This window comes from Burkholderia sp. Bp9015 (assembly GCF_003853505.1).
Taxonomy (GTDB): domain Bacteria; phylum Pseudomonadota; class Gammaproteobacteria; order Burkholderiales; family Burkholderiaceae; genus Burkholderia.
Window position 1 is genome coordinate 68,316 of sequence record NZ_QTPZ01000015.1, and the last position, 22,965, is coordinate 91,280.

Annotated in this window: 20 protein-coding genes and 1 tRNA gene; 15 read left to right on the forward strand and 6 right to left on the reverse strand. The window is 66.9% G+C overall.

Annotated elements, in window-relative coordinates; genetic code table 11:
* The first annotated feature begins 250 nt into the window (after positions 1-250).
* From DIE12_RS17830 to DIE12_RS17845, 4 genes are all read left to right on the forward strand, one after another.
* On the forward strand, positions 251-1,498 hold the full coding sequence (locus DIE12_RS17830) for an ABC transporter substrate-binding protein (RefSeq protein WP_124521642.1): 1,248 nt from the start codon (positions 251-253) through the stop codon (positions 1,496-1,498).
* 138 nt (positions 1,499-1,636) lie between these two features.
* Positions 1,637-2,575, forward strand: coding sequence for a carbohydrate ABC transporter permease (locus DIE12_RS17835; protein WP_124487779.1), 939 nt, complete (start codon positions 1,637-1,639; stop codon positions 2,573-2,575).
* A complete protein-coding gene (locus DIE12_RS17840; protein WP_044846210.1) occupies positions 2,565-3,422 on the forward strand; it encodes a carbohydrate ABC transporter permease in 858 nt (285 codons plus the stop codon). The genes DIE12_RS17835 and DIE12_RS17840 overlap by 11 nt, the downstream gene beginning before the upstream one ends.
* A 110-nt stretch (positions 3,423-3,532) precedes the next feature.
* Positions 3,533-4,651 (forward strand): ABC transporter ATP-binding protein, encoded by a 1,119-nt coding sequence (locus tag DIE12_RS17845; protein WP_124521644.1) that lies wholly within the window; start codon positions 3,533-3,535, stop codon positions 4,649-4,651.
* Between the two features lie 88 nt (positions 4,652-4,739).
* Here DIE12_RS17845 and DIE12_RS17850 read toward each other — a convergent pair whose 3' ends face one another.
* The 3 genes from DIE12_RS17850 to trxB form a co-directional block, all read right to left on the reverse strand.
* Positions 4,740-5,363, reverse strand: a complete 624-nt coding sequence (locus DIE12_RS17850; RefSeq protein ID WP_044846208.1) for a trimeric intracellular cation channel family protein — start codon at positions 5,361-5,363, stop codon at positions 4,740-4,742.
* The gene (locus DIE12_RS17855) at positions 5,350-6,129 is read right to left on the reverse strand and encodes a Smr/MutS family protein (RefSeq protein ID WP_124521646.1); all 780 of its coding nucleotides are present in this window, start codon (positions 6,127-6,129) and stop codon (positions 5,350-5,352) included. Before DIE12_RS17855 ends, DIE12_RS17850 begins: the two co-directional genes overlap by 14 nt.
* 136 nt (positions 6,130-6,265) lie before the next feature.
* Positions 6,266-7,228 (reverse strand): thioredoxin-disulfide reductase, encoded by a 963-nt coding sequence (gene trxB, locus DIE12_RS17860; RefSeq protein ID WP_044846206.1) that lies wholly within the window; start codon positions 7,226-7,228, stop codon positions 6,266-6,268.
* Positions 7,229-7,643: 415 nt separating this feature from the next.
* Here trxB and DIE12_RS17865 point away from each other — a divergent pair, with 415 nt between their 5' ends.
* From DIE12_RS17865 to DIE12_RS17875, 3 genes are all read left to right on the forward strand, one after another.
* Positions 7,644-9,953, forward strand: coding sequence for a DNA translocase FtsK (locus DIE12_RS17865; RefSeq protein ID WP_124521647.1), 2,310 nt, complete (start codon positions 7,644-7,646; stop codon positions 9,951-9,953).
* A gap of 46 nt (positions 9,954-9,999) precedes the next feature.
* Positions 10,000-10,689, forward strand: coding sequence for an outer membrane lipoprotein chaperone LolA (lolA, locus tag DIE12_RS17870; protein WP_044846204.1), 690 nt, complete (start codon positions 10,000-10,002; stop codon positions 10,687-10,689).
* 202 nt (positions 10,690-10,891) lie between these two features.
* On the forward strand, positions 10,892-12,202 hold the full coding sequence (locus DIE12_RS17875) for a replication-associated recombination protein A (RefSeq protein WP_044849211.1): 1,311 nt from the start codon (positions 10,892-10,894) through the stop codon (positions 12,200-12,202).
* Between the two features lie 43 nt (positions 12,203-12,245).
* Here DIE12_RS17875 and DIE12_RS17880 read toward each other — a convergent pair whose 3' ends face one another.
* Positions 12,246-12,512, reverse strand: a complete 267-nt coding sequence (locus DIE12_RS17880) for a DUF2164 domain-containing protein (protein WP_124521649.1) — start codon at positions 12,510-12,512, stop codon at positions 12,246-12,248.
* A 251-nt stretch (positions 12,513-12,763) separates the two neighbouring features.
* On the opposite strand from DIE12_RS17880, the gene serS reads away from it, so the two are divergent.
* The 3 genes from serS (at position 12,764) to DIE12_RS17895 (ending at position 16,115) form a co-directional block, all read left to right on the forward strand.
* Positions 12,764-14,065, forward strand: a complete 1,302-nt coding sequence (gene serS / locus DIE12_RS17885; RefSeq protein WP_044849213.1) for a serine--tRNA ligase — start codon at positions 12,764-12,766, stop codon at positions 14,063-14,065.
* A gap of 131 nt (positions 14,066-14,196) precedes the next feature.
* Positions 14,197-14,287: transfer RNA gene (locus DIE12_RS17890), tRNA-Ser, on the forward strand.
* A gap of 292 nt (positions 14,288-14,579) precedes the next feature.
* The gene (locus DIE12_RS17895) at positions 14,580-16,115 is read left to right on the forward strand and encodes a methyl-accepting chemotaxis protein (protein WP_124521652.1); all 1,536 of its coding nucleotides are present in this window, start codon (positions 14,580-14,582) and stop codon (positions 16,113-16,115) included.
* Between the two features lie 39 nt (positions 16,116-16,154).
* Here DIE12_RS17895 and DIE12_RS17900 read toward each other — a convergent pair whose 3' ends face one another.
* A complete protein-coding gene (locus DIE12_RS17900) occupies positions 16,155-17,315 on the reverse strand; it encodes an alkane 1-monooxygenase (protein ID WP_124521654.1) in 1,161 nt (386 codons plus the stop codon).
* A 544-nt stretch (positions 17,316-17,859) separates the two neighbouring features.
* Here DIE12_RS17900 and DIE12_RS17905 point away from each other — a divergent pair.
* The 5 genes from DIE12_RS17905 to DIE12_RS17925 all read left to right on the forward strand — a co-directional run bounded on the left by DIE12_RS17905 (position 17,860) and on the right by DIE12_RS17925 (position 21,136).
* Positions 17,860-18,513, forward strand: coding sequence for a GNAT family N-acetyltransferase (locus tag DIE12_RS17905; protein WP_260426262.1), 654 nt, complete (start codon positions 17,860-17,862; stop codon positions 18,511-18,513).
* Between the two features lie 166 nt (positions 18,514-18,679).
* Positions 18,680-19,435, forward strand: a complete 756-nt coding sequence (gene minC / locus DIE12_RS17910; RefSeq protein ID WP_124521656.1) for a septum site-determining protein MinC — start codon at positions 18,680-18,682, stop codon at positions 19,433-19,435.
* A gap of 59 nt (positions 19,436-19,494) precedes the next feature.
* Positions 19,495-20,310 (forward strand): septum site-determining protein MinD, encoded by an 816-nt coding sequence (gene minD / locus DIE12_RS17915; protein ID WP_044849298.1) that lies wholly within the window; start codon positions 19,495-19,497, stop codon positions 20,308-20,310.
* 12 nt (positions 20,311-20,322) lie between these two features.
* The gene (gene minE, locus DIE12_RS17920; protein ID WP_006486661.1) at positions 20,323-20,577 is read left to right on the forward strand and encodes a cell division topological specificity factor MinE; all 255 of its coding nucleotides are present in this window, start codon (positions 20,323-20,325) and stop codon (positions 20,575-20,577) included.
* 157 nt (positions 20,578-20,734) lie between these two features.
* Positions 20,735-21,136 (forward strand): YXWGXW repeat-containing protein, encoded by a 402-nt coding sequence (locus tag DIE12_RS17925; RefSeq protein WP_124487787.1) that lies wholly within the window; start codon positions 20,735-20,737, stop codon positions 21,134-21,136.
* A gap of 116 nt (positions 21,137-21,252) precedes the next feature.
* On the opposite strand, the gene DIE12_RS17930 is transcribed toward DIE12_RS17925, so the two are convergent.
* Positions 21,253-22,836: a chloride channel protein gene (locus DIE12_RS17930; RefSeq protein WP_260426261.1), complete on the reverse strand. Its 1,584-nt coding sequence runs from the start codon at positions 22,834-22,836 to the stop codon at positions 21,253-21,255.
* Positions 22,837-22,965 lie beyond the last annotated feature (129 nt).

Sequence of the window (22,965 nt, forward strand, 5' to 3'; positions counted from 1 at the left end):
CGGACATTGACGGTGCGCATCGTCCGCGCATCGTCGCCCCCGGGCTCGCGCCGCGGCATCGCGGCGGGCCAGAAACACAAAGAGGAGACACGCCGTTGAATCTCGATTCACGCTTTCTGTAAGAGCCCGGCCGGTCATCGGCCCCGTACGCTGCAATGCGTCCCGCGGCTCGATTTCCCCGTCGTTTATCAAGAAGCCGGTTCCCCGTCAGGGAACCTCACGAGTTGATTCAGTCTGGAGGAGATAAGTAATGAAAGTTCGCTCGATCATGGGCGCGCTCTGCGCCGCGGGTCTGATGGCTGGCGCCGTGGCGGCGCAGGCGGCCGAGAACGTAACCGTGCTGCACTGGTGGACCTCGGGCGGCGAGTCGAAGGCCGTCGGCGTGCTGAAGGACGACGTGCAGAAGCAGGGCTACGTGTGGAAGGACTTCGCGGTCGCGGGCGGCGCCGGCGCCGCGGCGATGACCGCGCTGAAGACCAAGGTGATCAGCGGCGACGCACCGTCGGCCGCGCAGATCAAGGGCCCGCTGATCCAGGACTGGGCCGACCAGGGCGTGCTCGTCAACATCGATTCCGCCGCCGGCGACTGGAAGCAGAACCTGCCGCCGGAAATCGACAAGATCATCAAGTACAAGGGCCACACCGTCGCCGCGCCGTTCTCGGTGCACCGCGTGAACTGGCTCTATATCAACAAGGCCGCGCTCGACAAGGTCGGCGCGAAGGTGCCGACCACCTGGCCCGAATTCTTCGCGGTGGCCGACAAGCTGAAGGCTGCCGGCATCCAGCCGGTCGCGATGGGCGGCCAGCCGTGGCAGGACCTGACGCTGTGGGAAGACGTCGTGCTGTCGCAGGGTCCGGCGTTCTACAAGAAGGCGCTCGTCGATCTCGACCAGGCCACGCTGACGTCGCCGCAGATGCTGTCGGTGTTCGACACGGTGCGCAAGATCCAGGGCTACTTCGACACGGGCCGCAACGGCCGCGACTGGAACCTCGCGACCGCGATGGTGATCAACGGCAAGGCCGGCATGCAGTTCATGGGCGACTGGGCGAAGGGCGAGTTCGAGAACGCCGGCAAGAAGGCGGGCAAGGACTACATCTGCGCGGCGGTGCCGGGTACGGCGAATTCGTACACGTTCAACGTCGACTCGTTCGTGTTCTTCCAGCAGAAGGGGCAGAAGGACGCGACGCCGGGCCAGGTCGCACTCGCGAAGACGATCATGACGCCGGACTTCCAGGAGCAGTTCAGCCTGCTGAAGGGCTCGGTGCCGGTGCGCCTCGGCGTGAAGATGGACAAGTTCGACGACTGCGCGAAGAAGTCGTATGCCGACGAGCAGACCGCGATCAAGTCGGGCGGCTTCGTGCCGTCGCTCGCGCACGGGATGGCGCAGGGCGATGCAACGGCCGGCGCGATCACCGACGTCGTGACGAAGTTCATGAACTCGCAGCAGGATTCGAAGAGCGCGGTCGCCGCGCTCGCGAAGGCCGCGAAGGTGAAGTAAAGCGCGACAGGCGCCCGGCCGGAAGCGCAGGATCGGCCGGGCGTTCCTGCATGTGCAGCAAACGGGCTCGCTCGCGGGCCCGTGTCGTACCCGGCGCCGGCCCGGCCTGCGTCACCCTCGTTCCAGGAGTCGAATCAAGTGGCTGCCCCTCTTAGCGGAAACGGATCCGGCGCTGCCGCCGCACGGCGCACGTCGCCGATGTCGGCCTTCGCCGATCGCTGGATTCCGAAGCTCGTGCTCGCGCCGAGCCTCGCGATCGCCGTGGTGTTCATCTACGGCTTCATCCTGATTACCGGCTATCTGTCGCTGACCAATTCGCGGCTGTTGCCGAACTACGAATTCGACGGCTTCGGCCGTTATTCGGATCTGTTCCAGAACGACGTGTGGTGGACATCCGCCGCGAACCTCGGCTGGTTCGGGATTCCGTTCATCGCGATCTGCGTCGCGCTCGGGCTGTTCCTCGCGATCCTGCTCGACCAGCGGATCCGCAACGAAGGCGCGCTGCGCGCGATCTTCCTGTATCCGATGGCGCTGTCGTTCATCGTCACGGGCACCGCATGGCAGTGGATCCTGAACCCGGGCCTCGGCCTGGAGAAGGTGATGCACGACTGGGGCTGGACGAGCTTCTCGTTCGGCTGGCTCGACGATCCGGACAAGGCGATCTTCTGTATCGTGATCGCCGCCGTGTGGCAGTCGACCGGCTTCGTGATGGCGCTGTTCCTCGCCGGGCTGCGCGGCGTCGATGCGGAGATCTTCAAGGCCGCGCAGGTCGACGGCGCGACGCTGCCGACCATCTACCGCAAGATCGTGATCCCGAGCATGCGCCCGGTGTTCTTCTCGGTGCTGCTGATCCTCTGCCACATCACGATCAAGACCTTCGACCTGGTCGTCGCGCTGACGGCGGGCGGCCCCGGCACGTCGTCGTCGCTGCCGGCCATGTTCATGTACACGTTTTCGTTCAACCGCGGCCAGCTCGGGCTCGGCGCGGCGTCGTCGGTGATGATGCTCGCGACCGTGGTCGCGGTGCTGGTGCCGCTGATGTATATGGAATCGAGGAGCACCCGCAATGCAGCCTAAAGTGACGATCAGCCGGGCAGTGATCTATGCGGCGCTGATCCTGTTCGCGCTGTATTTCCTGTTCCCGATCTACGTGATGCTGTCGACGTCCTTCAAGGACCTCGACCAGCTGCGTACCGGCAACCTGTTGACGCCGCCGACGCACTGGACCTTCGATCCGTGGGTGAAGGCGTGGAGCGGCGCGTGTACCGGCGTGCGCTGCGACGGCATGAAGCCGTTCTTCCTGAACTCGCTGCAGATGGTGATTCCGGCCGTGCTGATCTCGTCGCTGATCGGCGCGTTCAACGGCTACGTGCTCACGCACTGGCGCTTTCGCGGCGCGGATGCGCTGTTCACGATGATGCTGGTCGGCTGCTTCATCCCGTTCCAGGTGATCCTGCTGCCGATGGCGCGCCTGCAGGGGATGCTCGGCCTCGCCAACACGATTCCGGGCCTGGTGTTCGTGCACGTCGTGTACGGCATCGCGTTCACGACGATGTTCTTCCGCAACTTCTACGTGAGCGTGCCGGCCGAGCTCGTGAAGGCCGCGCGCATCGACGGCGCGGGTTTCTTCACGATCTTCACGAAGATCCTGCTGCCGGTGTCGCTGCCGATCTTCATGGTGTGCCTGATCTGGCAATTCACGCAGATCTGGAACGACTTCCTGTTCGGGATCGTGTTCTCCGGCGTCGACTCGATGCCGATCACGGTTGCGCTGAACAACCTCGTCAACACGTCGACGGGCGTGAAGGAATACAACGTCGACATGGCCGGCGCGATCATCGCCGCGCTGCCGACGCTGCTCGTCTACGTGGTCGCCGGCCGCTACTTCGTGCGCGGGCTGACGGCGGGCGCGGTGAAGGGGTAAGCGCGGCTTCATCCGATACGAGGAACCGGCCGCGCACGACGCGCGGCGCATCGAAACGAACCCGACGCGGCGCCGTGGCGCCGCGCGAGACGAGACAGAGGATTCACAGCATGGCAAGCCTTTCCATCCGTGACGTGTACAAGACCTACCCGAACGGGGTGCCGGTCCTGAAGGGTGTCGACATCGAGATCGAGGACGGACAGTTCCTGATCCTGGTCGGCGGCTCGGGCTGCGGGAAGTCGACGCTGCTCAACATGATCGCCGGTCTCGAGACCGTGACGAGCGGCGAGATCTGCATCGACGGCAAGGTCGTCAACGACCTGTCGCCGAAGGATCGCGACATCGCGATGGTGTTCCAGTCGTACGCGCTGTACCCGTCGATGACGGTGCGCGAGAACATCTCGTTCGGCCTGAACATCCGCAAGGTGCCGAAGAGCGAGCAGCAGCAGATCGTCGAGCGCGTGTCGGCGATGCTGCAGATCCAGCATCTGCTCGACCGCAAGCCGGGCCAGCTGTCGGGCGGCCAGCGCCAGCGCGTCGCGATGGGCCGCGCACTGGCGCGCGATCCGTCGCTGTTCCTGTTCGACGAGCCGCTGTCGAACCTCGACGCGAAGCTGCGCATCGAGATGCGCGCGGAAATCAAGCTGCTGCACCAGCGCCTCGGCACGACGATCGTCTACGTGACGCACGACCAGATCGAGGCGATGACGCTCGGCGACCGGATCGCGGTGATGAAGGACGGCGTGGTCCAGCAGTTCGGCGCGCCGCAGGAAATCTACGATTCGCCGTCGAACCTGTTCGTCGCGGGCTTCATCGGCGCGCCGCCGATGAACTTCATCAACGGCCGCCTGGTCGAGCAGGGCAGCGGGGTCGCGCTCGAGATCGATACGGGCCTCGCGCGCAGCGCGCTGAACCTGCCGTTCGACGCGAAGCGGATGAACGGCCACGTGGGCCGCGAGGTGATCCTCGGCCTGCGTCCGGAGCGCATCACCGACGCGCGCAATGCGCACCACGGCGAGGCGTCGAAGCTGCAGCCGATCGACGTGCGCGTCGACGTGACCGAGCCGACCGGGCCGGACACGCACGTGTTCGCGCAGGTCAACGGCAAGCGGATCGTGAGCCGCGTGCACCCGGCCGCGAACCCGCAGCCGGGGCAGACGCAGTCGCTGCTGTTCGACGTGTCGAAGGCGGTGCTGTTCGATCCGGCATCGGAAGAGCGGATCGCGTGAGGCCGCGGTTGCGCTGAATGAAGAAGGGGCCGTCTCGAAGGAGCGGCCCCTTTTGTTTCTGGCGGTGCGTCCGGTGTTGCGGCGGCGATCAGTGCGGCAACCGCACGTCGAACTTGAAGGTCGCGAGCCGCGCGACGAGGATGAAGCCGGTCGCGAGCAGCACGCTGTACACCGAGTCGAACTGCAGCCACGCGAGCAGCAGGTAGAACCAGCAGCCGACGAACGCGCAGGTCGCGTACGGCCGCGAATCGCGCAGGATCAGCGGGATGTCGTTGCACAGCACGTCGCGGATGATCCCGCCGACCACGCCCGTGATCACGCCCATCATCACCGCGATGAAGCGCGGCATCTCGGCATCGAGCGCGATCGCGGTGCCCGAGATGCTGAAGATGCCGAGCCCGATCGCGTCGGCCACCAGCAGCAGTCGCTCGGCCGACAGCCGCGACAGCATCCGCAACACGAACGGCGCGAACAGCGCGAGCACGAAGATCGCGATCACGTAGTCGTCGTGCACGACCCAGTAGAACGGCCGGCGTTCGAGCAGGATGTCGCGCAGCGTGCCGCCGCCGAATGCGGTGGCGAGCGCGACGACGAACGTGCCGACCGAGTCGAGACGGTTCTTGCGCGCCTCGATGAAGCCCGAGATCGCGAACGCCAGCGTCGCGATCGCCTCCAGTACCGCGATCGCGAGCGTCAGCCTAGGATGCGGCACGCGGCCCCCGATCGGCGGGCGCCGCGAGCGGCTGCAGCAGCACGAGCACCGCGCCCGCGCCGCCGTCGTGGCTGCGCGCCTCGCAGAACGCGATCACTTCTTCCTTCTGCACGAGCCACGCGCGCACCTTGCCTTTCAGCACGGGTTCCTTGCCGATCGAGCCGAGCCCCTTGCCATGGATCACGCGCAGGCAGCGCAGCCCCTTCTTGCCGGCTTCGCGGATGAATTCGGCGAGCGCATCGCGCGCCTCGTCGCGCCGCATCCCGTGCAGGTCGATCTGCGCCTGCACGATCCACGCGCCGCTCCTCAGCTTGCGCACGACGTCGCGACTGATGCCGGGGCGGTGGTAGTACAGCGATTCGTCGCTGTCGAGCAGCGTCTCGGGATCGAATTCGTCGGACAGCGTCGCGTTCAGCACGGCTTCCTCGTCGCGCTGCGTCTGCTTCGGCACCGGGTCGGGCAGCGTACGGCCGGATTTCGCGCGCGGCGGCGCGTTCAGCGGCTGGATCGCGCCGATTTCGTTGCGGAACAGGTTCGCGTCGGCTTCCGCCTTGCGTTCGGCCTTCGCGGTTTCGATGCGCTCGCGGTCGCGGCGATCGGCTTCGCCTTGCAGCGACTTGCGCAACGCGCCGAGGCCGGCCAGGCCCTGGCCGCGCAATGCGGCGGCGTCGGGCGCGGGCGGCGGCGCCGCGGGCGCCGGGTTTGCGGGACGGGCGGCGATCTTCCGCTTCGCGGGATCGCTCGGATGGGGCTGGTTCTTCGCCATGATTCGGTAACCGGGCAGGCGCGTTCGGGCGCGCGGGCACAAAAAAAGCCGCTGCGCGACGGCAGCGGCTTTCCGGTCAAGCCCGCTTCGCGGCAGCGGACGCCATTGTAGCGCCCGGCGCGCGAAGGCTCGACGCTTACTTCTTGTCGTGCAGGCTTTCGAGGTAGCGCTGCGCGTCGAGCGCGGCCATGCAGCCCGTGCCGGCGCTCGTGATCGCCTGGCGGTACACGTTGTCCTGTACGTCGCCGGCGGCGAACACGCCCGGCACGCTGGTCGACGTCGCGTTGCCCTGCAGGCCGCTCTTCGTCAGGATGTAACCGTCCTTCATCTCGAGCTGGCCCTGGAACAGGTCGGTATTCGGCTTGTGGCCGATCGCGACGAACACGCCCTGCACGGTGAGGTCCTGCTTCTCGCCGGTCTTCACGTTCTTGATGCGCAGGCCCGTGACGCCCGAATCCTCGCCCGTCACTTCGTCGAGCACGTGATCCCACTTGATGTCGACGACGCCTTCCTTTTCCTTCTCCAGCAGGCGGTCGATCAGGATCGGCTCGGCGCGGAACTTGTCGCGGCGGTGGATCACCGTGACCTTCTTCGCGATGCCCGTCAGGTAGAGCGCTTCCTCGACCGCCGTGTTGCCGCCGCCGATCACCGCGACTTCCTGGTTGCGGTAGAAGAAGCCGTCGCAGGTCGCGCAGGCCGACACGCCCTTGCCCATGAACAATTCTTCGGACGGCAGGCCGAGATACTGTGCGGATGCGCCGGTCGCGATGATCAGCGAGTCGCACGTGTATTCACCCGAATCGCCGATCAGCCGGATCGGCTTTTCGTGCAGTTTCGCGGTGTGGATGTGGTCGAAGACGATTTCGGTGTTGAAACGCTCGGCGTGCTCGAGGAAGCGCGCCATCAGTTCCGGGCCTTGCACACCCTTCGCGTCCGCCGGCCAGTTTTCGACGTCGGTCGTGGTCATCAGCTGGCCGCCCTGCGCGATGCCGGTGATCAGCACCGGGGACAGGTTGGCGCGAGCCGCGTAGACGGCAGCCGTGTAGCCGGCGGGGCCGGAACCGAGAATCAGGACTTTGGCGTGTTTGGGCGTGGACATGTGCGAATCCGTAAAGGGCGGCCGCGGCGGGCGGGGTAAGGCTCGCCGGACGGTCTGGGTTGACCGGGATGCCGTCGTAGATGGGTATCAGACGCGCATTATAAAGGCCCCGTTGCTGCGCTGCCGAACGAGAGTTTCAATCGTGGCGATAGCGTTCGTCGGCGGATCGCCAGCAGTGGCGGGGCAGGTTGGGCGGGTCGGGTTGGGGGCGGGCGGCTGCGGCCCGTGGCGGCGCATTGCCGCGGCCGGGCGTCACGGGCCGACCGGCGGCCGGATCGCGTGCGCGGGTATCGGCTTCGGCCGCCCCGACCCTCTTATGTAACCGTCATTTACACTTGGCGCCCCGGTGCAGCGTTTACAATAAGCGCGATCGAACGACAGGCGGGCGCGCGGCCCGTCCTCTTTATACGGATTCATGGCAAAAGCTCCTTATTCCGCCCAGGCACAGGCGTTGCCGCACCGGATGTCGAAGCTCCTCACGGAGATCCGCTGGATTCTCCAGGTCGCGCTCTGCGCTTTTCTGGTGATGGCCCTGTTGAGCTACAGCCGGCGCGATCCGAGCTGGACGCACGCCGCGCAGGTCGACCACATCTCGAACTGGGCCGGCCGCGTCGGCGCGTGGACGGCCGACATCATCCTGCTGCTGTTCGGCCTGTCGGCCTACTGGCTGATCGTGCCGCTCGGGCGGCGCATCGCGGTCAACTACCGGCGCATCACGCGCCACGAGGCGGTCGCCGACGAACCCGAGCGGCCGATCGGCTGGCTCACCGAGATCCTGGCGTTCGTGCTCGTCGTGCTCGCGTGCGACGGCATCGAGGCGCTGCGCATGTGGTCGCTGAAGGTGCAGCTGCCGCGCGCACCGGGCGGCGTGATCGGCGAGGCCGTGGCGGGTGCGATGTCGCACGCGTTCGGCTTCACCGGCGGCACGCTGCTGCTGCTGATCCTGCTCGCGATCGGCCTGTCGCTGTATTTCCGCTTCTCGTGGCTGTCGGTCGCCGAGCGCGTGGGCGGGGCGATCCTGTCCGCCGTCAACGTCGCTAAGCTGCGCCGCGAGGCCGAGCGCGACCGCAAGCTCGGCGAGGCCGCGGCCGTGCGCCGCGAAGGCAAGGTCGAAGAGGAGCGTGTGCGCATCGAGGATCACGAACCCGTGACGATCGTGCCGCCGGTCGTCACGCCGGCGAAGTCCGAGCGCGTCGAGCGCGAGCGCCAGGTGCCGCTCTTCACCGACCTGCCGGGCGATTCGACGCTGCCGCCGGTGTCGCTGCTCGATCCCGCGCCGAAGACGCAGGAAGCGATTTCCGCCGATACGCTCGAATTCACGTCGCGCCTGATCGAGAAGAAGCTGAAGGACTTCGGTGTCGAGGCGAGCGTCGTCGCTGCGTATCCGGGCCCGGTCGTCACGCGCTACGAGATCGAGCCGGCCACCGGCGTGAAGGGCAGCCAGATCGTCAACCTCGCGAAGGATCTCGCGCGTTCGCTGTCGCTCGTGTCGATCCGCGTGGTCGAGACGATCCCCGGCAAGAACTACATGGCGCTCGAGCTGCCGAACCAGCGCCGCCAGACGGTCCACCTGTCCGAGATCATCGGCTCGGAAGTCTATGCGGCCGCGTCGTCGGCGCTGACGCTGAGCCTCGGCAAGGACATCGGCGGCAAGCCGGTCTGCGCGGACCTCGCGAAGATGCCGCACCTGCTGGTCGCCGGCACGACCGGTTCGGGCAAGTCGGTCGGGATCAACGCGATGATCCTGTCGCTGCTGTACAAGGCCACTGCCGAGCAGGTGCGCCTGATCCTGATCGATCCGAAGATGCTCGAAATGAGCGTCTACGAAGGCATTCCGCACCTGCTGTGCCCGGTCGTCACCGACATGCGCCAGGCCGGCCATGCGCTGAACTGGACGGTCGCGGAGATGGAGCGCCGCTACAAGCTGATGAGCAAGCTCGGCGTGCGCAACCTGGCGGGCTACAACAACAAGATCGACGAAGCGGCGAAGCGCGAGGAAAAGATTCCGAATCCGTTCAGCCTGACGCCGGACGATCCTGAACCGCTCGGCCGCCTGCCGAACATCGTCGTCGTGATCGACGAGCTGGCCGACCTGATGATGGTCGTCGGCAAGAAGGTCGAGGAACTGATCGCGCGGATCGCGCAGAAGGCGCGCGCGGCCGGCATCCACCTGATCCTCGCGACGCAGCGTCCGTCCGTCGACGTGATTACCGGCCTGATCAAGGCGAACGTGCCGACGCGGATCGCGTTCCAGGTGTCGTCGAAGATCGACTCGCGCACGATTCTCGACCAGATGGGCGCCGAATCCCTGCTCGGGATGGGCGACATGCTTTACCTGCCGCCGGGCACCGGGCTGCCGGTGCGCGTGCACGGCGCATTCGTCGCCGACGACGAAGTGCATCGCGTCGTCGAGAAGCTCAAGGAGCAGGGCGAGCCGAACTACGTCGAAGGGCTGCTCGAAGGCGGCACGGCCGACGGCGACGAGGGCTCGGCCGGCACGGGAACCGGCGAAGGCGGCGAGGAGTCTGATCCGCTGTACGACCAGGCGGTCGAGATCGTCATCAAGAACCGCCGCGCGTCGATTTCGCTCGTGCAGCGCCATCTGCGGATCGGCTACAACCGCGCGGCGCGGCTGCTCGAACAGATGGAACAGTCGGGGCTCGTGTCGGCGATGTCGTCGAGCGGCAACCGCGAAATTCTTGTGCCGGCGCGCGACGCGGAATGAGTCCGCGGCGCCCGCAGCGCCGGCCACCCAGGGAGAAAACCGCAATATGCAGCAACATTCGTTCGCAGTGTCCCTTCGTTCGACGCGGCGCTGGCTCGGCGCGGCGCTCGCCGGCGCATCGCTGATGCTCGCGGCGACGCACGCGTTCGCGGGCGGCACCGAGCAGCTGAAGGCCTTCGTGTCGCAGGTGCGCTCGGCGAAAGGCGATTTCACGCAGCAGATCGTCAAGGCGCCGGCGAAGGGCGCGAGCGCCGTGCAGGCCGCGCCGAAGCCGAACGACAACTCGAGCGGCACGTTCGTGTTCTCGCGTCCGGGCAAGTTCATCTGGACGTACCAGAAGCCGTACCAGCAGGTGCTGCAGGCCGACGGCGACAAGCTCTACGTGTACGACCGCGACCTGAACCAGGTCACCGAACGCAAGCTGAACGGCGCGCTGGGCGCGAGCCCGGCCGCGATCCTGTTCGGCAGCAACGATCTCGACAAGAACTACACGCTGCGCGATGCCGGCGAGAAGGGTGGCATCGAGTGGCTCGAGATGCTGCCGAAGGCGCAGGACACGCAATTCCAGCGGATCGGCATCGGCTTCCGCAACGGCACGCTCGCCGCGATGGAATTGCACGACGTGTTCGGCAACGTCACGCTGCTCACGTTCACGAACATCCAGACGAACCCGCCGCTGAAGAGCGATACGTTCAAGTTCGTCGTGCCGAAGGGCGCGGACGTGATCAACGGCTGATCGGCACCACGCCGTTTTCCCGACACGGGCCTGCCGGCGACGGCAGGCCCGTGTTGTTTTTTGGGGCGCGGGCATCGGGCGCGGGCATCGGGCGTCGGGATCGGGCGCAAGCACCAGGCGCGGCGGTGCAGTCGCGCGGCTGTCATAATGTCGGGTCCGGCGGCCCGTTCGGCCGCCATCGTTTGATCTGGAGCGAGGGTTCATGTCCGACCTGTTTCAAGTCGAGCCGCGCCGGCCGCTCGCCGAGGCGCTGCGGCCGAAGACGCTCGCCGAGGTGATCGGCCAGACGCATCTGCTGGGCGAAGGCAAGCCGCTGCGGCTCGCGTTCGAATCCGGCAAGCCGCATTCGATGATCCTGTGGGGGCCGCCCGGCGTCGGCAAGACGACGCTCGCGCGCCTCACCGCGCTCGCGTTCGACTGCGAGTTCATCGCGCTGTCCGCGGTGCTCGGCGGCGTGAAGGACATCCGCGAGTCGATGGAGCAGGCGAAGGACACGCTGAATCGCACCGGCCGCCACACGATCCTGTTCGTCGACGAAATCCACCGCTTCAACAAGGGGCAGCAGGATGCGCTGCTGCCGTTCGTCGAGTCGGGGCTCGTGACCTTCATCGGCGCGACGACCGAGAACCCGAGCTTCGAAGTCAACTCGGCGCTGCTGTCGCGGGCGCAGGTGTACGTGCTGCAGTCGCTGAACGACGACGAGATGCGTCAGCTGCTCAAGCGCGCGCAGGAAATCGCGCTCGACGGGCTCGCGTTCGACGACAAGGCGATCGATACGCTCATCGGTTATGCGGACGGCGACGCGCGGCGCTTCCTGAACCTGCTCGAGCAGGCGCAGACGGCCGCAGCCTCGGCCAAGGTCACGACCATCGATGCCGAGTTCGTCAGCAGCGCGATGACGCTGAACGCGCGGCGCTTCGACAAGGGCGGCGACAACTTCTACGACCAGATCTCGGCGCTGCACAAGTCGGTGCGCGGTTCGAGCCCGGACGGTGCGCTGTACTGGTTCTGCCGGATGATCGACGGCGGCGCGGATCCGAAATATCTCGCGCGGCGCATCGTGCGGATGGCGTGGGAAGACATCGGCCTCGCCGATCCGCGCGCACTGCAGGTGGCGAACGACGCGGCCGAGACCTACGAGCGGCTCGGCTCGCCCGAAGGCGAGCTGGCGCTCGGGCAGGCGGTGATCTATCTCGCGTGCGCGGCGAAGAGCAATGCGGGCTACAACGCGTTCAACCAGGCGATGGCGTTCGTGAAGCAGGACAAGTCGCGCGAGGTGCCCGTGCATCTGCGCAATGCGCCGACCAAGCTGATGAAGGAACTCGGCTACGGCCATGCGTATCGCTACGCACACGACGAGCCGAATGCCTATGCGGCCGGCGAGTCGTATCTTCCGGAAGGGATGCGCGAGCCGCGTTGGTACAAGCCGGTGCCGCGCGGGCTCGAATCGAAGATCGCCGACAAGCTCGCGTGGCTGCGCGAGCTCGACCGCGAGGCCGGCAAGAAGGACTGACCGGCTGCGCGCGGCCCGACGGCCGGCGCTGCCGGGGGGCGTGTCAGCGCCGGCGGCCCGGCTGCTTCTTCCAGTACTCGAACGGCTCCTCGTGGCAGTCGATGTCGAGCTCGGCGACCCGTGCGTGCAGGCGCGCCTGCGCATCGGCGATCGCGAGGTTGTAGATTGCCGGCGCGATTTCCTCGACGAAGAAATGCAGCAGCGCACCGGCCTGGATGTTGCCGATCGGCTCGTCCATGTTTTCTGTGAAATACCGTTGCAGCGACGCGATCGCGCGGTCGCGAACATCCTTGTCCAGTTCGATGGCCATCGGGTTCCCTCGGGTGATGGTGATGCGAAGACGGGTGCGTTGCCCGCCGCGTTGCGCCCGGCCGGGGCGGCTGTCGCGCGCTGCGCCGCGGCGTCGCGCAACGCGCTTCGCCGGCTGCGGGCGCGCAGGCCGGCAATGCGATACTGCCACGCCCGTCGCGCGTTTGCGGCACTGTCCATCCGGCCAATGCCGTGGCGGCCCCGCGGTGCGTTAGAATTCCCGTCTTACACAACGATTTTCCAAGTCCTCCCATGCTCGACATCCAGTTGCTGCGCAAAGACCTCGACGGCGTCGCGAAGCGCCTCGCCGATCGCGGCTACACCCTCGACGTCGCCGCGTTCTCCGCCCTCGAAGCGGAACGCCGTGCGATCCAGACCCGTACCGAAGAGCTTCAGGCGCGCCGCAACAGCCTGTCGAAGCAGATCGGCGCGATGAAGGGGAAGGGCGAGGACACGTCGGCCGTCATGGCCGAAGTCGGCGGGATCGGCGACGAAATGAAGGCGTCGGAGGCCAAGCTCGGCGAGATCCAGACGCGCCTGTCCGACCTGATGCTGGGCATGCCGAACATCGCGCACGAAAGCGTGCCGGTCGGCAAGGACGAAGCCGACAACGTCGAAGTGCGCCGCTGGGGCACGCCGCGCCAGTTCGACTTCGAGGTGAAGGATCACGTCGACGTCGGCACGCCGCTCGGCCTCGATTTCGAAACCGGCGCGAAGCTCGCCGGCGCACGCTTCACGATGCTGCGCGGCTCGATCGCACGCCTGCACCGCGCGCTCGCGCAGTTCATGATCGACACGCACACGCTGCAGCACGGCTACAGCGAGACGTACACGCCGTACATCGTGAATCCCGAGATCCTGTACGGCACGGGCCAGCTGCCGAAGTTCGCGGACGACATGTTCCGCGTCGAGAAGGGCGGCGCCGAAAACACGATCACGCAGTACCTGATCTCCACGTCCGAGATTTCGCTGACGAACACCGTGCGCGAGTCGATCGTCGAAGGCTCCGCGCTGCCGATCAAGCTGACCGCGCATTCGCCGTGCTTCCGCTCCGAAGCCGGCTCGTATGGCCGCGACACGCGCGGGATGATCCGCCAGCACCAGTTCGACAAGGTCGAGATGGTGCAGGTCGTCGCGCCGGACGCGTCGTATGCGGCACTCGACGAGATGGTCGGCCACGCGGAGGCGATCCTGCAGAAGCTCGGCCTGCCGTACCGCGTGATCACGCTGTGCACGGGCGACATGGGCTTCTCGGCCGCGAAGACGTTCGACCTCGAAGTGTGGCTGCCCGCGCAGAACACCTATCGCGAGATCTCGAGCTGCTCGAACACCGAAGCGTTCCAGGCGCGCCGGATGCAGGCGCGTTTCCGCAACGCGCAGGGCAAGCCGGAACTCGTGCATACGCTGAACGGCTCCGGCCTCGCGGTCGGCCGCACGCTCGTCGCAGTGCTGGAGAACTACCAGAATGCCGACGGTTCGGTCACGGTGCCCGAGGCGCTGCGTCCGTACATGGGCGGCATGGAGCGAATCGAAGCGCCGGCGCAGGCGTCGTGAGATCGCTGCGCGATCGGTCTTCGACGGGCTCGCAAAAAAATTTGCAAAAAACGCTTGTGAGTTACGAAGAGATCGTTCTATAATCTTTTCTTTCCCGGACACGACCAACCGGGAAATGAAGCAGCAAGGAAGGAGAGGTGGCAGAGTGGTCGAATGTACCTGACTCGAAATCAGGCGTACGGTTTCCCCGTACCGTGGGTTCGAATCCCACCCTCTCCGCCAAAATACGAAGCCCCGTGATCCGGAAGGATCACGGGGTTTTTCGTTTTGGTCGCCCGGTGGCGAGCGTGGATGCGATGTGCGGTACGCGCGCGCGTACCGATCGGCCGGCACCCGCTTGGGCGTTGTTGCCTCGGTTCCCGCCGCCCACGGATCGCCACGGGCTTCGTGCTCGACCCGCACGGTTCCCGCCGCCGCTTGCCCGCTTCAGCCTTGACCTCGCGCGCCGTTAACAGAGCGGTCGGCGGCTCGCGCTTTTTTGCGCGGTCGCCGTTCTCCGACGATCCAAGGTCCCATGAAGCTGAGCTACAAGATTCCCCTCGCATTCGCCATTGCGCTGCTGCTGATGTTCTGCGGCGCGCTGTACGGCATCCGCATTCTCAATCGCTCGATCGACACGTTCGCGAACGACGTGCAGACGCACGTTGCCGACGAGCGGCTCGTATCGGCCACGCTCGTGCAGTTCAAGCTGCAGGTGCAGGAATGGAAGGACACGCTGCTGCGCGGCAAGCAGCCCGACAAGCTCGACAAGTACTGGCAGGCATTCCAGACGCGCGAGCGCACGGTAGACACGCTCGCCGCGCAGCTCGTCGGCGAGCTGCCGCCCGGCGAGAGCCGGACGCTCGTCGAGCAGTTCATGCGCGCGCATGCGGCGATGGGCGACGGCTACCGGCGAGGGTTCGACGCGTTCAAGGCCGCGGGCTTCGAGCCGACGGCCGGGGACGCGGCCGTGGCGGGCGTCGACCGGGCGCCCGCCGCGCTGCTCGAGCGCGCGGCGAAGGCGATCGCCGACGAGAGTGCTGCCGTATCGTCGCAAGCGAGCCGCGATGCGCGCCACGCGACCGCGGCGAGCGTCGTGCTCATGCTGATCGTGCTCGGCATCGCGATGATCGGTGCGTTCCTGTTCAGCCGCGCGATCCTGCGGCCGCTCGATCGCGCCGTGGCCTGTGCACAGGCGGTGGCCGGCGGCGACCTGACGCGCGACGTCGACGCGGCCGGCCGCGACGAGATCGCCGATCTGCTGCGCGCATTGAAGACGATGCAGGCGAGCCTGTCGGGTGTCGTGCTCGAGGTGCGTACGCATGCCGAAGCCGTCGCGACCGCGAGCGCGCAGATCGCGGCGGGCAATCACGACCTGTCGTCGCGCACCGAGGCGCAGGCTGCTTCGCTCGAGGAAACCGCGGCCAGCATGACCGAACTGACGGGCATCGTGCGCCAGTCGGCCGAACACGCGCAGCATGCGGCGCAGCTCGCACGCGACGCATCGGACATCGCGTCCGCGGGCGGTGGCGTGATGACGGACGCGGTCGGCACGATGAGCGGGATTGCCGCCAGCGCGGCGAAGGTCGGCGAGATCATCGCGGTCATCGACGGCATCGCATTCCAGACCAACATCCTCGCGCTGAACGCGGCCGTCGAGGCGGCGCGCGCGGGCGAGCAGGGGCGCGGCTTTGCGGTCGTCGCGTCGGAGGTGCGCACGCTCGCGCAGCGCAGCGCGGCCGCCGCGAAGGAGATCAAGGCGCTGATCGAGCAATCGACGCGGCGGGTCGACGAGGGCGCCGTGCTGATCGCGCGCGCGGGCGAATCGATCCACGAGATCGTCGGCGCGGTGCAGCGGGTCACGTCGATCGTCGGCGAGATCTCGTCCGCTTCGCAGGAGCAAAGCGGCGGCATCCAGCAGGTGAACGTCGCGGTCACGCAGATGGATGAAGCGACGCAGCGCAATGCGGCGCTGGTCGAACAGGCGTCGGCGGCGACGCAGGCGCTGGCCGAGCAGGCGAGCGCGCTGCGGCACGCGGTCGCCGTGTTCAGGCTGCCGCAGGCCGCGTGACGATATTGCCGACCGCGACCGCGACCGCGCCGTCCTGCGTCACCCCGCGGCCGAATACTGCGCGAGCACGCGAGCGCGGATCGATGGCTTGATGTTCGATTGCGCCATGTTGCCGCCATAGTGCGCGACGACACGCGGATTCATCACGCGATACCAGAGCGGCGGCACATAGGCGAACAGGATCATCGTCGCGTAGCCGGCCGGCAGTTGCGGCGAGTCGTCGAAGTGTCGCAGCGCCTGGTACGAGCGCGTCGGGTTCGCGTGATGGTCGGCGTGCCGCTGCAACTGGTACAGGAACAGGTTGGTGACGACGTGATTGCTGTTCCACGAATGCTGCGGCGTGCAGCGCTCGTAGCGGCCGCTCGGCAGCTTGAGGCGGCCGAGCCCGTAGTGCTCGACGTAGTTGACGACTTCGAGCAGCGACGCGCCGTACACGGCCTGGATCACGAGGAACGGGATCACGATCTTGCCGGCCATCGCGAGCGCGATGCCCCACACGACGACGGTCATCGCCCACGCGTGCAGCACCTCGTTGCGCCAGGTCCACGGCGAATGCCCGAGCCGCTCGAGGCGTGCCTTCTCGAGGCGCCACGCCGAGCGGATGCTGCCCGTCACCGTGCGCGGCAGGAAGGCCCAGAACGATTCGCCGTAGCGCGCGCTCGCCGGATCCTCGGCCGTCGCGACGCGCACGTGATGGCCGCGGTTGTGCTCGACGAAGAAGTGCCCGTACGCCACCGGCGCGAGCGTGACTTTCGCGAGCCAGCGCTCGAAGCGGCTGGTCTTGTGCCCGAGTTCGTGCGCGGTGTTGATCGAGATGCCCGTTGCGGCGCCGAGCGACAGCGCGAAGCCGACGTAGTCGTACCACGCGAGCGCATGCGTGCCGACGATCCGCACGCACATGAAGAACGCGATGTATTCGACCAGCGTCGCGAGATAGACGATGTAGCGGTAGTAGCGCTCGCGTTCGAGATGCGGGACGACGGCTTCGGGCGGATTGTCGCGATCGTCGCCGATCAGCGTGTCCAGGACCGGGATCACGCCGAACGCGAACAGCGGGCCGAACCACCAGAACACGTGGAGGCCCGTCGACAGCGCGAGCTGGGCCGAGAGGATCGGCAGCGTGATCGTCACCGCGCCGAGCAGCCACAGATAACGTTTGCCATCCGACCAGCCCGAGGCCGATGCGTCGGTCATTGCCATTGTCTCCCTCCTTTTCGGGGCCGGCTCCCGCGTGTGCGGGTGCGGCGGCCGAGTGACGCGCTTGTCGTCGTTCGAATCGTCGTGGGTCCGCGGCACGGCGCGCGGCACCGGATCGGTGGTCCGGTTGTGCCAGTTATACGACCGTCGCGCGCGCTTTCCAAACCCCGCCGCTAGGCGGGCGACTCCAAACGGCGGCCCGTGCAGGACGCGGGCCGGGAGGGGCCTGCGCCACGGTGATTGAAACAGGCCGGAGCGGGCCCGATCCGCTCGCGCAGCCGGTATTCTCGTCGGATGAATACGGCAGACCACACGCGCGAGTATGCGGCGGCGGGGTCCGCAACGAATGTTGCAATGCAATAAATGCGACGCGACATCGCGTGGCGGCGCGGCTTTTTGGGATACATATATTACGGATCATTACGGCGCCGCTGCGGGGTAACGTCGGACCTTGACCACATGAATGCCAAGCATGACAAGGCGAGCGGGGCGACGCGTCCGACTTCGCCGTTCGGACTGCCACGCGTCGCGGCCCGTCGACGCGTCGATGCTGCACCCGCACACCCGCGCGTGCGCGACGCGTGCTGCCTTTCGATCCGCGCTGTCATTTGAAAATTACGATTTGACTCATGCCCCGCTTTCGGTTGAAGCTAGTAACTTGCTGTCCGAAGGGGGCTGTGCCTGCATGAGTTCGACCTTGACCGTTCGTCGTATCGCTGCCGATCAGGGCGGCGTGTATCGCGAACTCCGCGCCGCATCGCTGCGTGAGCCCTACGCGCCCGGTGAAGCGCCGGAGGCCGAATTGCTGAACGTCGATTCCGACGCGGCGGCGGCCATCGCCGCGCTGCGTGCCGCGTCCGACGAGTCGACGACTTTCCTGCTGTACACCGAAGGCCATCCGGCCGGCATGATCGGCGCGTATTTCGACACGACGCCCGAGCGGCGCGCATTCGTCAGCGAGCTGTGGGTCGCGCACGCGGTCCGCCACCTGCGCGGCGGCGTGCTGTTGCTCGAAACGGCTACCGCGTGGCTGGCCGAACGCGGGGCGCGGGACGTCTACGCATGGATCGCCGATGCGAACCGCAACGCGATCCGTTTCTACGAACGGGCGGGCTTCGGCAACACGGGCGAGCATGCGCCGATCGCGCGGATGCCCGGCGCGATGAAGTCGTTGTTCGTGTCGCACTTCAACACACCCTGACGCATGAATGCGCGGGCCGCACGGCGTGATGAAGGCCCGGCCGCCCGCCCGACTGCCCGCCTGCCGGTTGCGCGCTCGCCGCGACCGTCGCCCCCTGGCTCCCCAAAAATAATGGCCGCACGCGTGGACGCCTGTAAAATACGCAAAAATTTTTTGCAGAGTGTCCATGTCGCTTAAAAAATCGCCATTCTTCGAGCTGCGCAGCGGATCGGTCGATACGTTGCTGTTCACCGTGAAGACGACCGATCTCGATGCGTTGCGTACCGAACTGGTCAAGCGCTTCGAAGCGACTCCCGAGTTTTTCGCCGATGATGTCGTCGCGATCGACGTCCGCCGCCTCGCGGACGGCGAACGCGTCGCGCTCGCCGACATCCGCCAGATGCTGAACGACGTGCGGATGCGCCCGGTGGGCGTCGTCGCGCTGGCGACGCAGGGCTGGGCGGGGGAAGCCGGCCTGCCGTTGCTCGAGGCGCGCGATCGCCGCGTGTCGGCCGCGAAGCCGGCCGACGAAGCGGAGGCGGCGCCGGCCGCTGCCGCGGCAGCCGAACCGGCGCCGGAACCTGAGCCGACGCCGGTTGCGGCGGGCGGCCAGACGCTGGTGATCGACCGGCCGCTGCGTTCGGGGCAGCAGATTTACGCGAAAGGAGACCTCGTGGTGCTGGCGCCGGTCAGTCACGGTGCCGAGATCATCGCGGAAGGCAACATCCACATCTACGCGCCGTTGCGCGGCCGCGCACTCGCGGGCGTGCACGGCAATCACGACGCGCGCATTTTCTGCACGTGTCTCGAGCCGGAACTGATTTCGATCGCGGGTATCTATCGAACGACCGAGAACCCGTTGCCCGCCGACATACTGGGCAAATCGGTGCAGATCCGGCTCGAAGAGGAAAAACTGATGATCGAACCGCTGCGCCTGACGTGATTCACGCGGCACGCTCCGGGTCGATCGGCTCTCATTGACGAACACAGGGTATTGGGTAAATGGCAAAAATCATCGTGGTGACTTCGGGCAAGGGCGGCGTGGGCAAGACGACGACCAGCGCGAGCTTCGCGTCCGGCCTCGCGCTGCGCGGCCACAAGACGGCCGTGATCGACTTCGACGTCGGCCTGCGCAACCTCGATCTCATCATGGGCTGCGAGCGTCGCGTGGTGTATGACCTCGTCAACGTGATCCAGGGCGAAGCGAACCTGAACCAGGCGCTGATCAAGGACAAGAAGTGCGAGAACCTGTTCATCCTGCCGGCATCGCAGACGCGCGACAAGGATGCGCTCACGCGTGACGGTGTCGAGAAGGTGCTGAACGACCTGGTCGCGATGGACTTCGAATACATCGTCTGCGACTCGCCGGCCGGTATCGAGGCGGGCGCGCTGCACGCGATGTACTTCGCGGACGAAGCGCTGATCGTCACGAACCCGGAAGTGTCGTCGGTGCGCGACTCGGACCGCATTCTCGGCATCCTGTCGTCGAAGACGAAGCGCGCGGCCGAAGGCAAGGATCCGATCAAGGAACACCTGCTGATCACGCGCTACAGCCCGAAGCGCGTGAGCGAAGGCGAAATGCTGTCGCTCGAGGACATCAGCGAGATCCTGCGCATCAAGCTGATCGGCGTGGTGCCGGAATCGGAAGCCGTGCTGCACGCCTCGAACCAGGGCCTGCCGGCCGTGCACATCGACGGCACCGACGTTGCGGAAGCGTACAAGGACGTCGTCGCGCGCTTCCTCGGCGAGGACAAGCCGCTGCGCTTCACCGATTATCAGAAGCCGGGCCTGCTGCAGCGCCTCTTCGGCAGCAAGTAACGGAGGCCGCCCATGTCCATCCTTTCGTTTCTCCTCGGCGAGAAGAAGAAGTCCGCATCGGTCGCGAAGGAGCGCCTGCAGCTCATCATCGCGCACGAGCGGGTCGGCGGCCGGCCGCCGGCCGATTACCTGCCGGCGCTGCAGAAGGAGCTGGTCGCGGTCATCTCGAAGTACGTCCATATTTCGAACGATGACATCCGCGTGAGCCTCGAGCGCCAGGACGATCTCGAAGTCCTCGAAGTGAAGATCGAGATTCCGCAAGCCTGACCGCTGTCTGTCCCCCCGCACGGTGGCGCCTGCCGCCGTGCGCGTCTTACGCCCTGTTGCACTTTCGGTCGCGCCGTAACACGGCGTCTGTCGGCCGTTGGTCGATCTCCCGCATTGAACGAATACGCTCGCGTCATTTGTCAATCAGGAGGTTGTGATGGCTGTCTCTACCGTTCAACGCCGTATCGTTTCGCTCGTACTGTTCGCCGCGGGCCTGTCAGCCGTCGCCGCGCCGCTCGCCGCACGCGCCGACGAAATCCTCGTCGGTACGCCCGTGATGGTGCAGTCGGGCCGGATGGTCGTCGCCGAACCGGTGGCCGCGCCCGCCGAGGAAATCGTCGTCGTCGCGCCGAACGCGCCGCCGCCGGTGCGCTACGAGGTCGTGCCCGACGCACGCGTCGGCTATGTGTGGGAGCGCGGTCACTGGCACTGGGATCATGGCCGCTACGTCTGGATCGGCGGTCGCTGGGAAACCGAGCGTATCGGCATGCACTGGGTGCCGGGCCACTGGGATCAGCGCGGCCCGAACTGGTTCTGGACGCGCGGCCACTGGGCCTGACGGAGGCGCGCGATGAAAAGAACCGCCCTTGCCATTGCGCTCGTCGCGATCACGCTCGCCGGCTGTATCGTCGTGCCGGCGCGGCCCGTCTACTATCGGCCCGCGCCGGTGGTGATCTACTGAGGGGTACGCGGGCCCGTCTGCGCCGGGCCGCTCGTGCCGGAAGGAGTCGTGCCGGAAGCGGTCGTGCCGGAAGCGGACGGTCCGTCGTCGTGCGACGTCGCGGGCGTGTGCGTGGCGGCGTTGCCGGCCGCCGGGGCCTCCGGCTCGCCACCGTCCCGTTCGCGCAGCGTGTCGAGCGGATCGGCGGGCGCGGTGGCCGCGTCCTGCGGCTCGACGACGCCGGCCGCAACCGCCGGCGCCGCGGCGGGTTCAGCGGCGGCCGCGGGCGGCGCGAGATAGCGCTGCGCGAGTGTTTCGTAGAGCGGCGGCGCGAAGAAGCGCGCCATCCGGCTCGACACCAGCGCGGTCGCCATCAGCGAAATCACGAGCGCGTGACCGTTGATCATCTCCATCACGATCACGAACGACGTGATCGGCGACTGCGTGACCGCCGCGAGGTAGCCGACCATCGCGAGCGCGATCAGCATCGGCAGGCTCATGTCGCCGAACACGAGGTGCAGCAGGTTGCCGAACCCGGCGCCGATCGACAGCGACGGCGCGAAGATCCCGCCCGGAATGCCCGGCAGGTACGACGCGACCATCGACACCATCTTCAGGAACGGATAGAGCACCGACAGCCGTTCATGGCCGTCGAGCAGGCCGCGCGCCTCGGCATAGCCGCTGCCGAACGTCGTCCCGCCCGACACGAGGCCGACGACGGCGATCACGAAACCGCACAGCGCCGCGAACGCGATCGGGCGCTCGCGATACAGGCCGAGCAGGCGCGCGGGCAGCCAGCGCCCGGTATTGAGCAGCAGCCAGCTGAAGAGGCCGCCCGCGACGCCGGTCACGAGCGCGGTGACGAGCACGGCGACGGCGAGCATCTTCGGGAAATGCTGGCCGGCGTCGATCGTGCCGAAGTACGTGTAGTTGCCGTTCAGGCCCAGCGCGACGACACCGGCGAGGATGATCGCGGTGATCAGCACGCCGCTTGCGCGGGCGGAGAAGCTGCGGGTCAGCTCCTCGATCGCGAACACGATCCCGGCGAGCGGCGTATTGAACGCGGCCGACAGGCCGGCCGCCGCGCCGGCGAGTACGAGCTGTCGTTCGATCTGCGCGTTCGAGCGCGGGTAGAAGCGCCGCAGGTTGAACATCAGCGACGCGCCGACCTGCACGGTGGGGCCTTCGCGTCCGATCGTGAAGCCGCCGAGGATGCCCATGAACGAGATCAGGACCTTGCCGAACAGGATGCGCAGGGTCAGCAGCCGCGCGCCGAACGCGCCCGGGCTCGCATGCAGCGTCGCAATGACCTGCGGGATCCCGCTGCCCTCGGCGCCGCGGAAGAAGCGGCGCGTGAGCCATGCCGACGCGGCGGCGATCGACGGCGTCAGCAGCAGCGGCAGCCACGCGGCGTGGTCGCGCATCGTGCGGAACGTGTCGTAGCCCCAGTCGATCAGCCGCGCGTACAGCACGGCCGCGAGGCCCACGGCGATCGCGCCGAGCCAGAACACGCCGTACTGGCGCCAGATCCGCAGCGAGCGGCGGGTGAGGGCGGGAAACAACCCGGAAAGCAGGGCAGGAAGGGCGGGGCGTTGCATCGGCGGAAGCCGGGAGGGCAAAGAGCGCATTATAAAAAGAACCTGATGCAGCCGGGGCTCGACAAATCCTCACAAAAGCGTCGCACTTTGTTGCAAATGTAATGTCGGCGTAATGTATCAACGCGGCAA

Excerpts from the sequence above, each read along its gene's own strand:
- DIE12_RS17830 (WP_124521642.1), top strand. The coding sequence starts at position 251 with ATGAAAGTTCGCTCGATCATGGGCGCGCTCTGCGCCGCGGGTCTGATG.
- DIE12_RS17840 (WP_044846210.1), top strand. The coding sequence starts at position 2,565 with ATGCAGCCTAAAGTGACGATCAGCCGGGCAGTGATCTATGCGGCGCTG.
- DIE12_RS17845 (WP_124521644.1), top strand. The coding sequence starts at position 3,533 with ATGGCAAGCCTTTCCATCCGTGACGTGTACAAGACCTACCCGAACGGG.
- DIE12_RS17855 (WP_124521646.1), bottom strand. The coding sequence starts at position 6,129 with ATGGCGAAGAACCAGCCCCATCCGAGCGATCCCGCGAAGCGGAAGATC.
- trxB (WP_044846206.1), bottom strand. The coding sequence starts at position 7,228 with ATGTCCACGCCCAAACACGCCAAAGTCCTGATTCTCGGTTCCGGCCCC.
- DIE12_RS17865 (WP_124521647.1), top strand. The coding sequence starts at position 7,644 with ATGGCAAAAGCTCCTTATTCCGCCCAGGCACAGGCGTTGCCGCACCGG.
- lolA (WP_044846204.1), top strand. The coding sequence starts at position 10,000 with ATGCAGCAACATTCGTTCGCAGTGTCCCTTCGTTCGACGCGGCGCTGG.
- DIE12_RS17875 (WP_044849211.1), top strand. The coding sequence starts at position 10,892 with ATGTCCGACCTGTTTCAAGTCGAGCCGCGCCGGCCGCTCGCCGAGGCG.
- DIE12_RS17880 (WP_124521649.1), bottom strand. The coding sequence starts at position 12,512 with ATGGCCATCGAACTGGACAAGGATGTTCGCGACCGCGCGATCGCGTCG.
- serS (WP_044849213.1), top strand. The coding sequence starts at position 12,764 with ATGCTCGACATCCAGTTGCTGCGCAAAGACCTCGACGGCGTCGCGAAG.
- DIE12_RS17895 (WP_124521652.1), top strand. The coding sequence starts at position 14,580 with ATGAAGCTGAGCTACAAGATTCCCCTCGCATTCGCCATTGCGCTGCTG.
- DIE12_RS17900 (WP_124521654.1), bottom strand. The coding sequence starts at position 17,315 with ATGGCAATGACCGACGCATCGGCCTCGGGCTGGTCGGATGGCAAACGT.
- DIE12_RS17905 (WP_260426262.1), top strand. The coding sequence starts at position 17,860 with ATGCTGCACCCGCACACCCGCGCGTGCGCGACGCGTGCTGCCTTTCGA.
- minC (WP_124521656.1), top strand. The coding sequence starts at position 18,680 with ATGTCGCTTAAAAAATCGCCATTCTTCGAGCTGCGCAGCGGATCGGTC.
- minD (WP_044849298.1), top strand. The coding sequence starts at position 19,495 with ATGGCAAAAATCATCGTGGTGACTTCGGGCAAGGGCGGCGTGGGCAAG.
- minE (WP_006486661.1), top strand. The coding sequence starts at position 20,323 with ATGTCCATCCTTTCGTTTCTCCTCGGCGAGAAGAAGAAGTCCGCATCG.
- DIE12_RS17925 (WP_124487787.1), top strand. The coding sequence starts at position 20,735 with ATGGCTGTCTCTACCGTTCAACGCCGTATCGTTTCGCTCGTACTGTTC.
- DIE12_RS17930 (WP_260426261.1), bottom strand. The coding sequence starts at position 22,836 with ATGCAACGCCCCGCCCTTCCTGCCCTGCTTTCCGGGTTGTTTCCCGCC.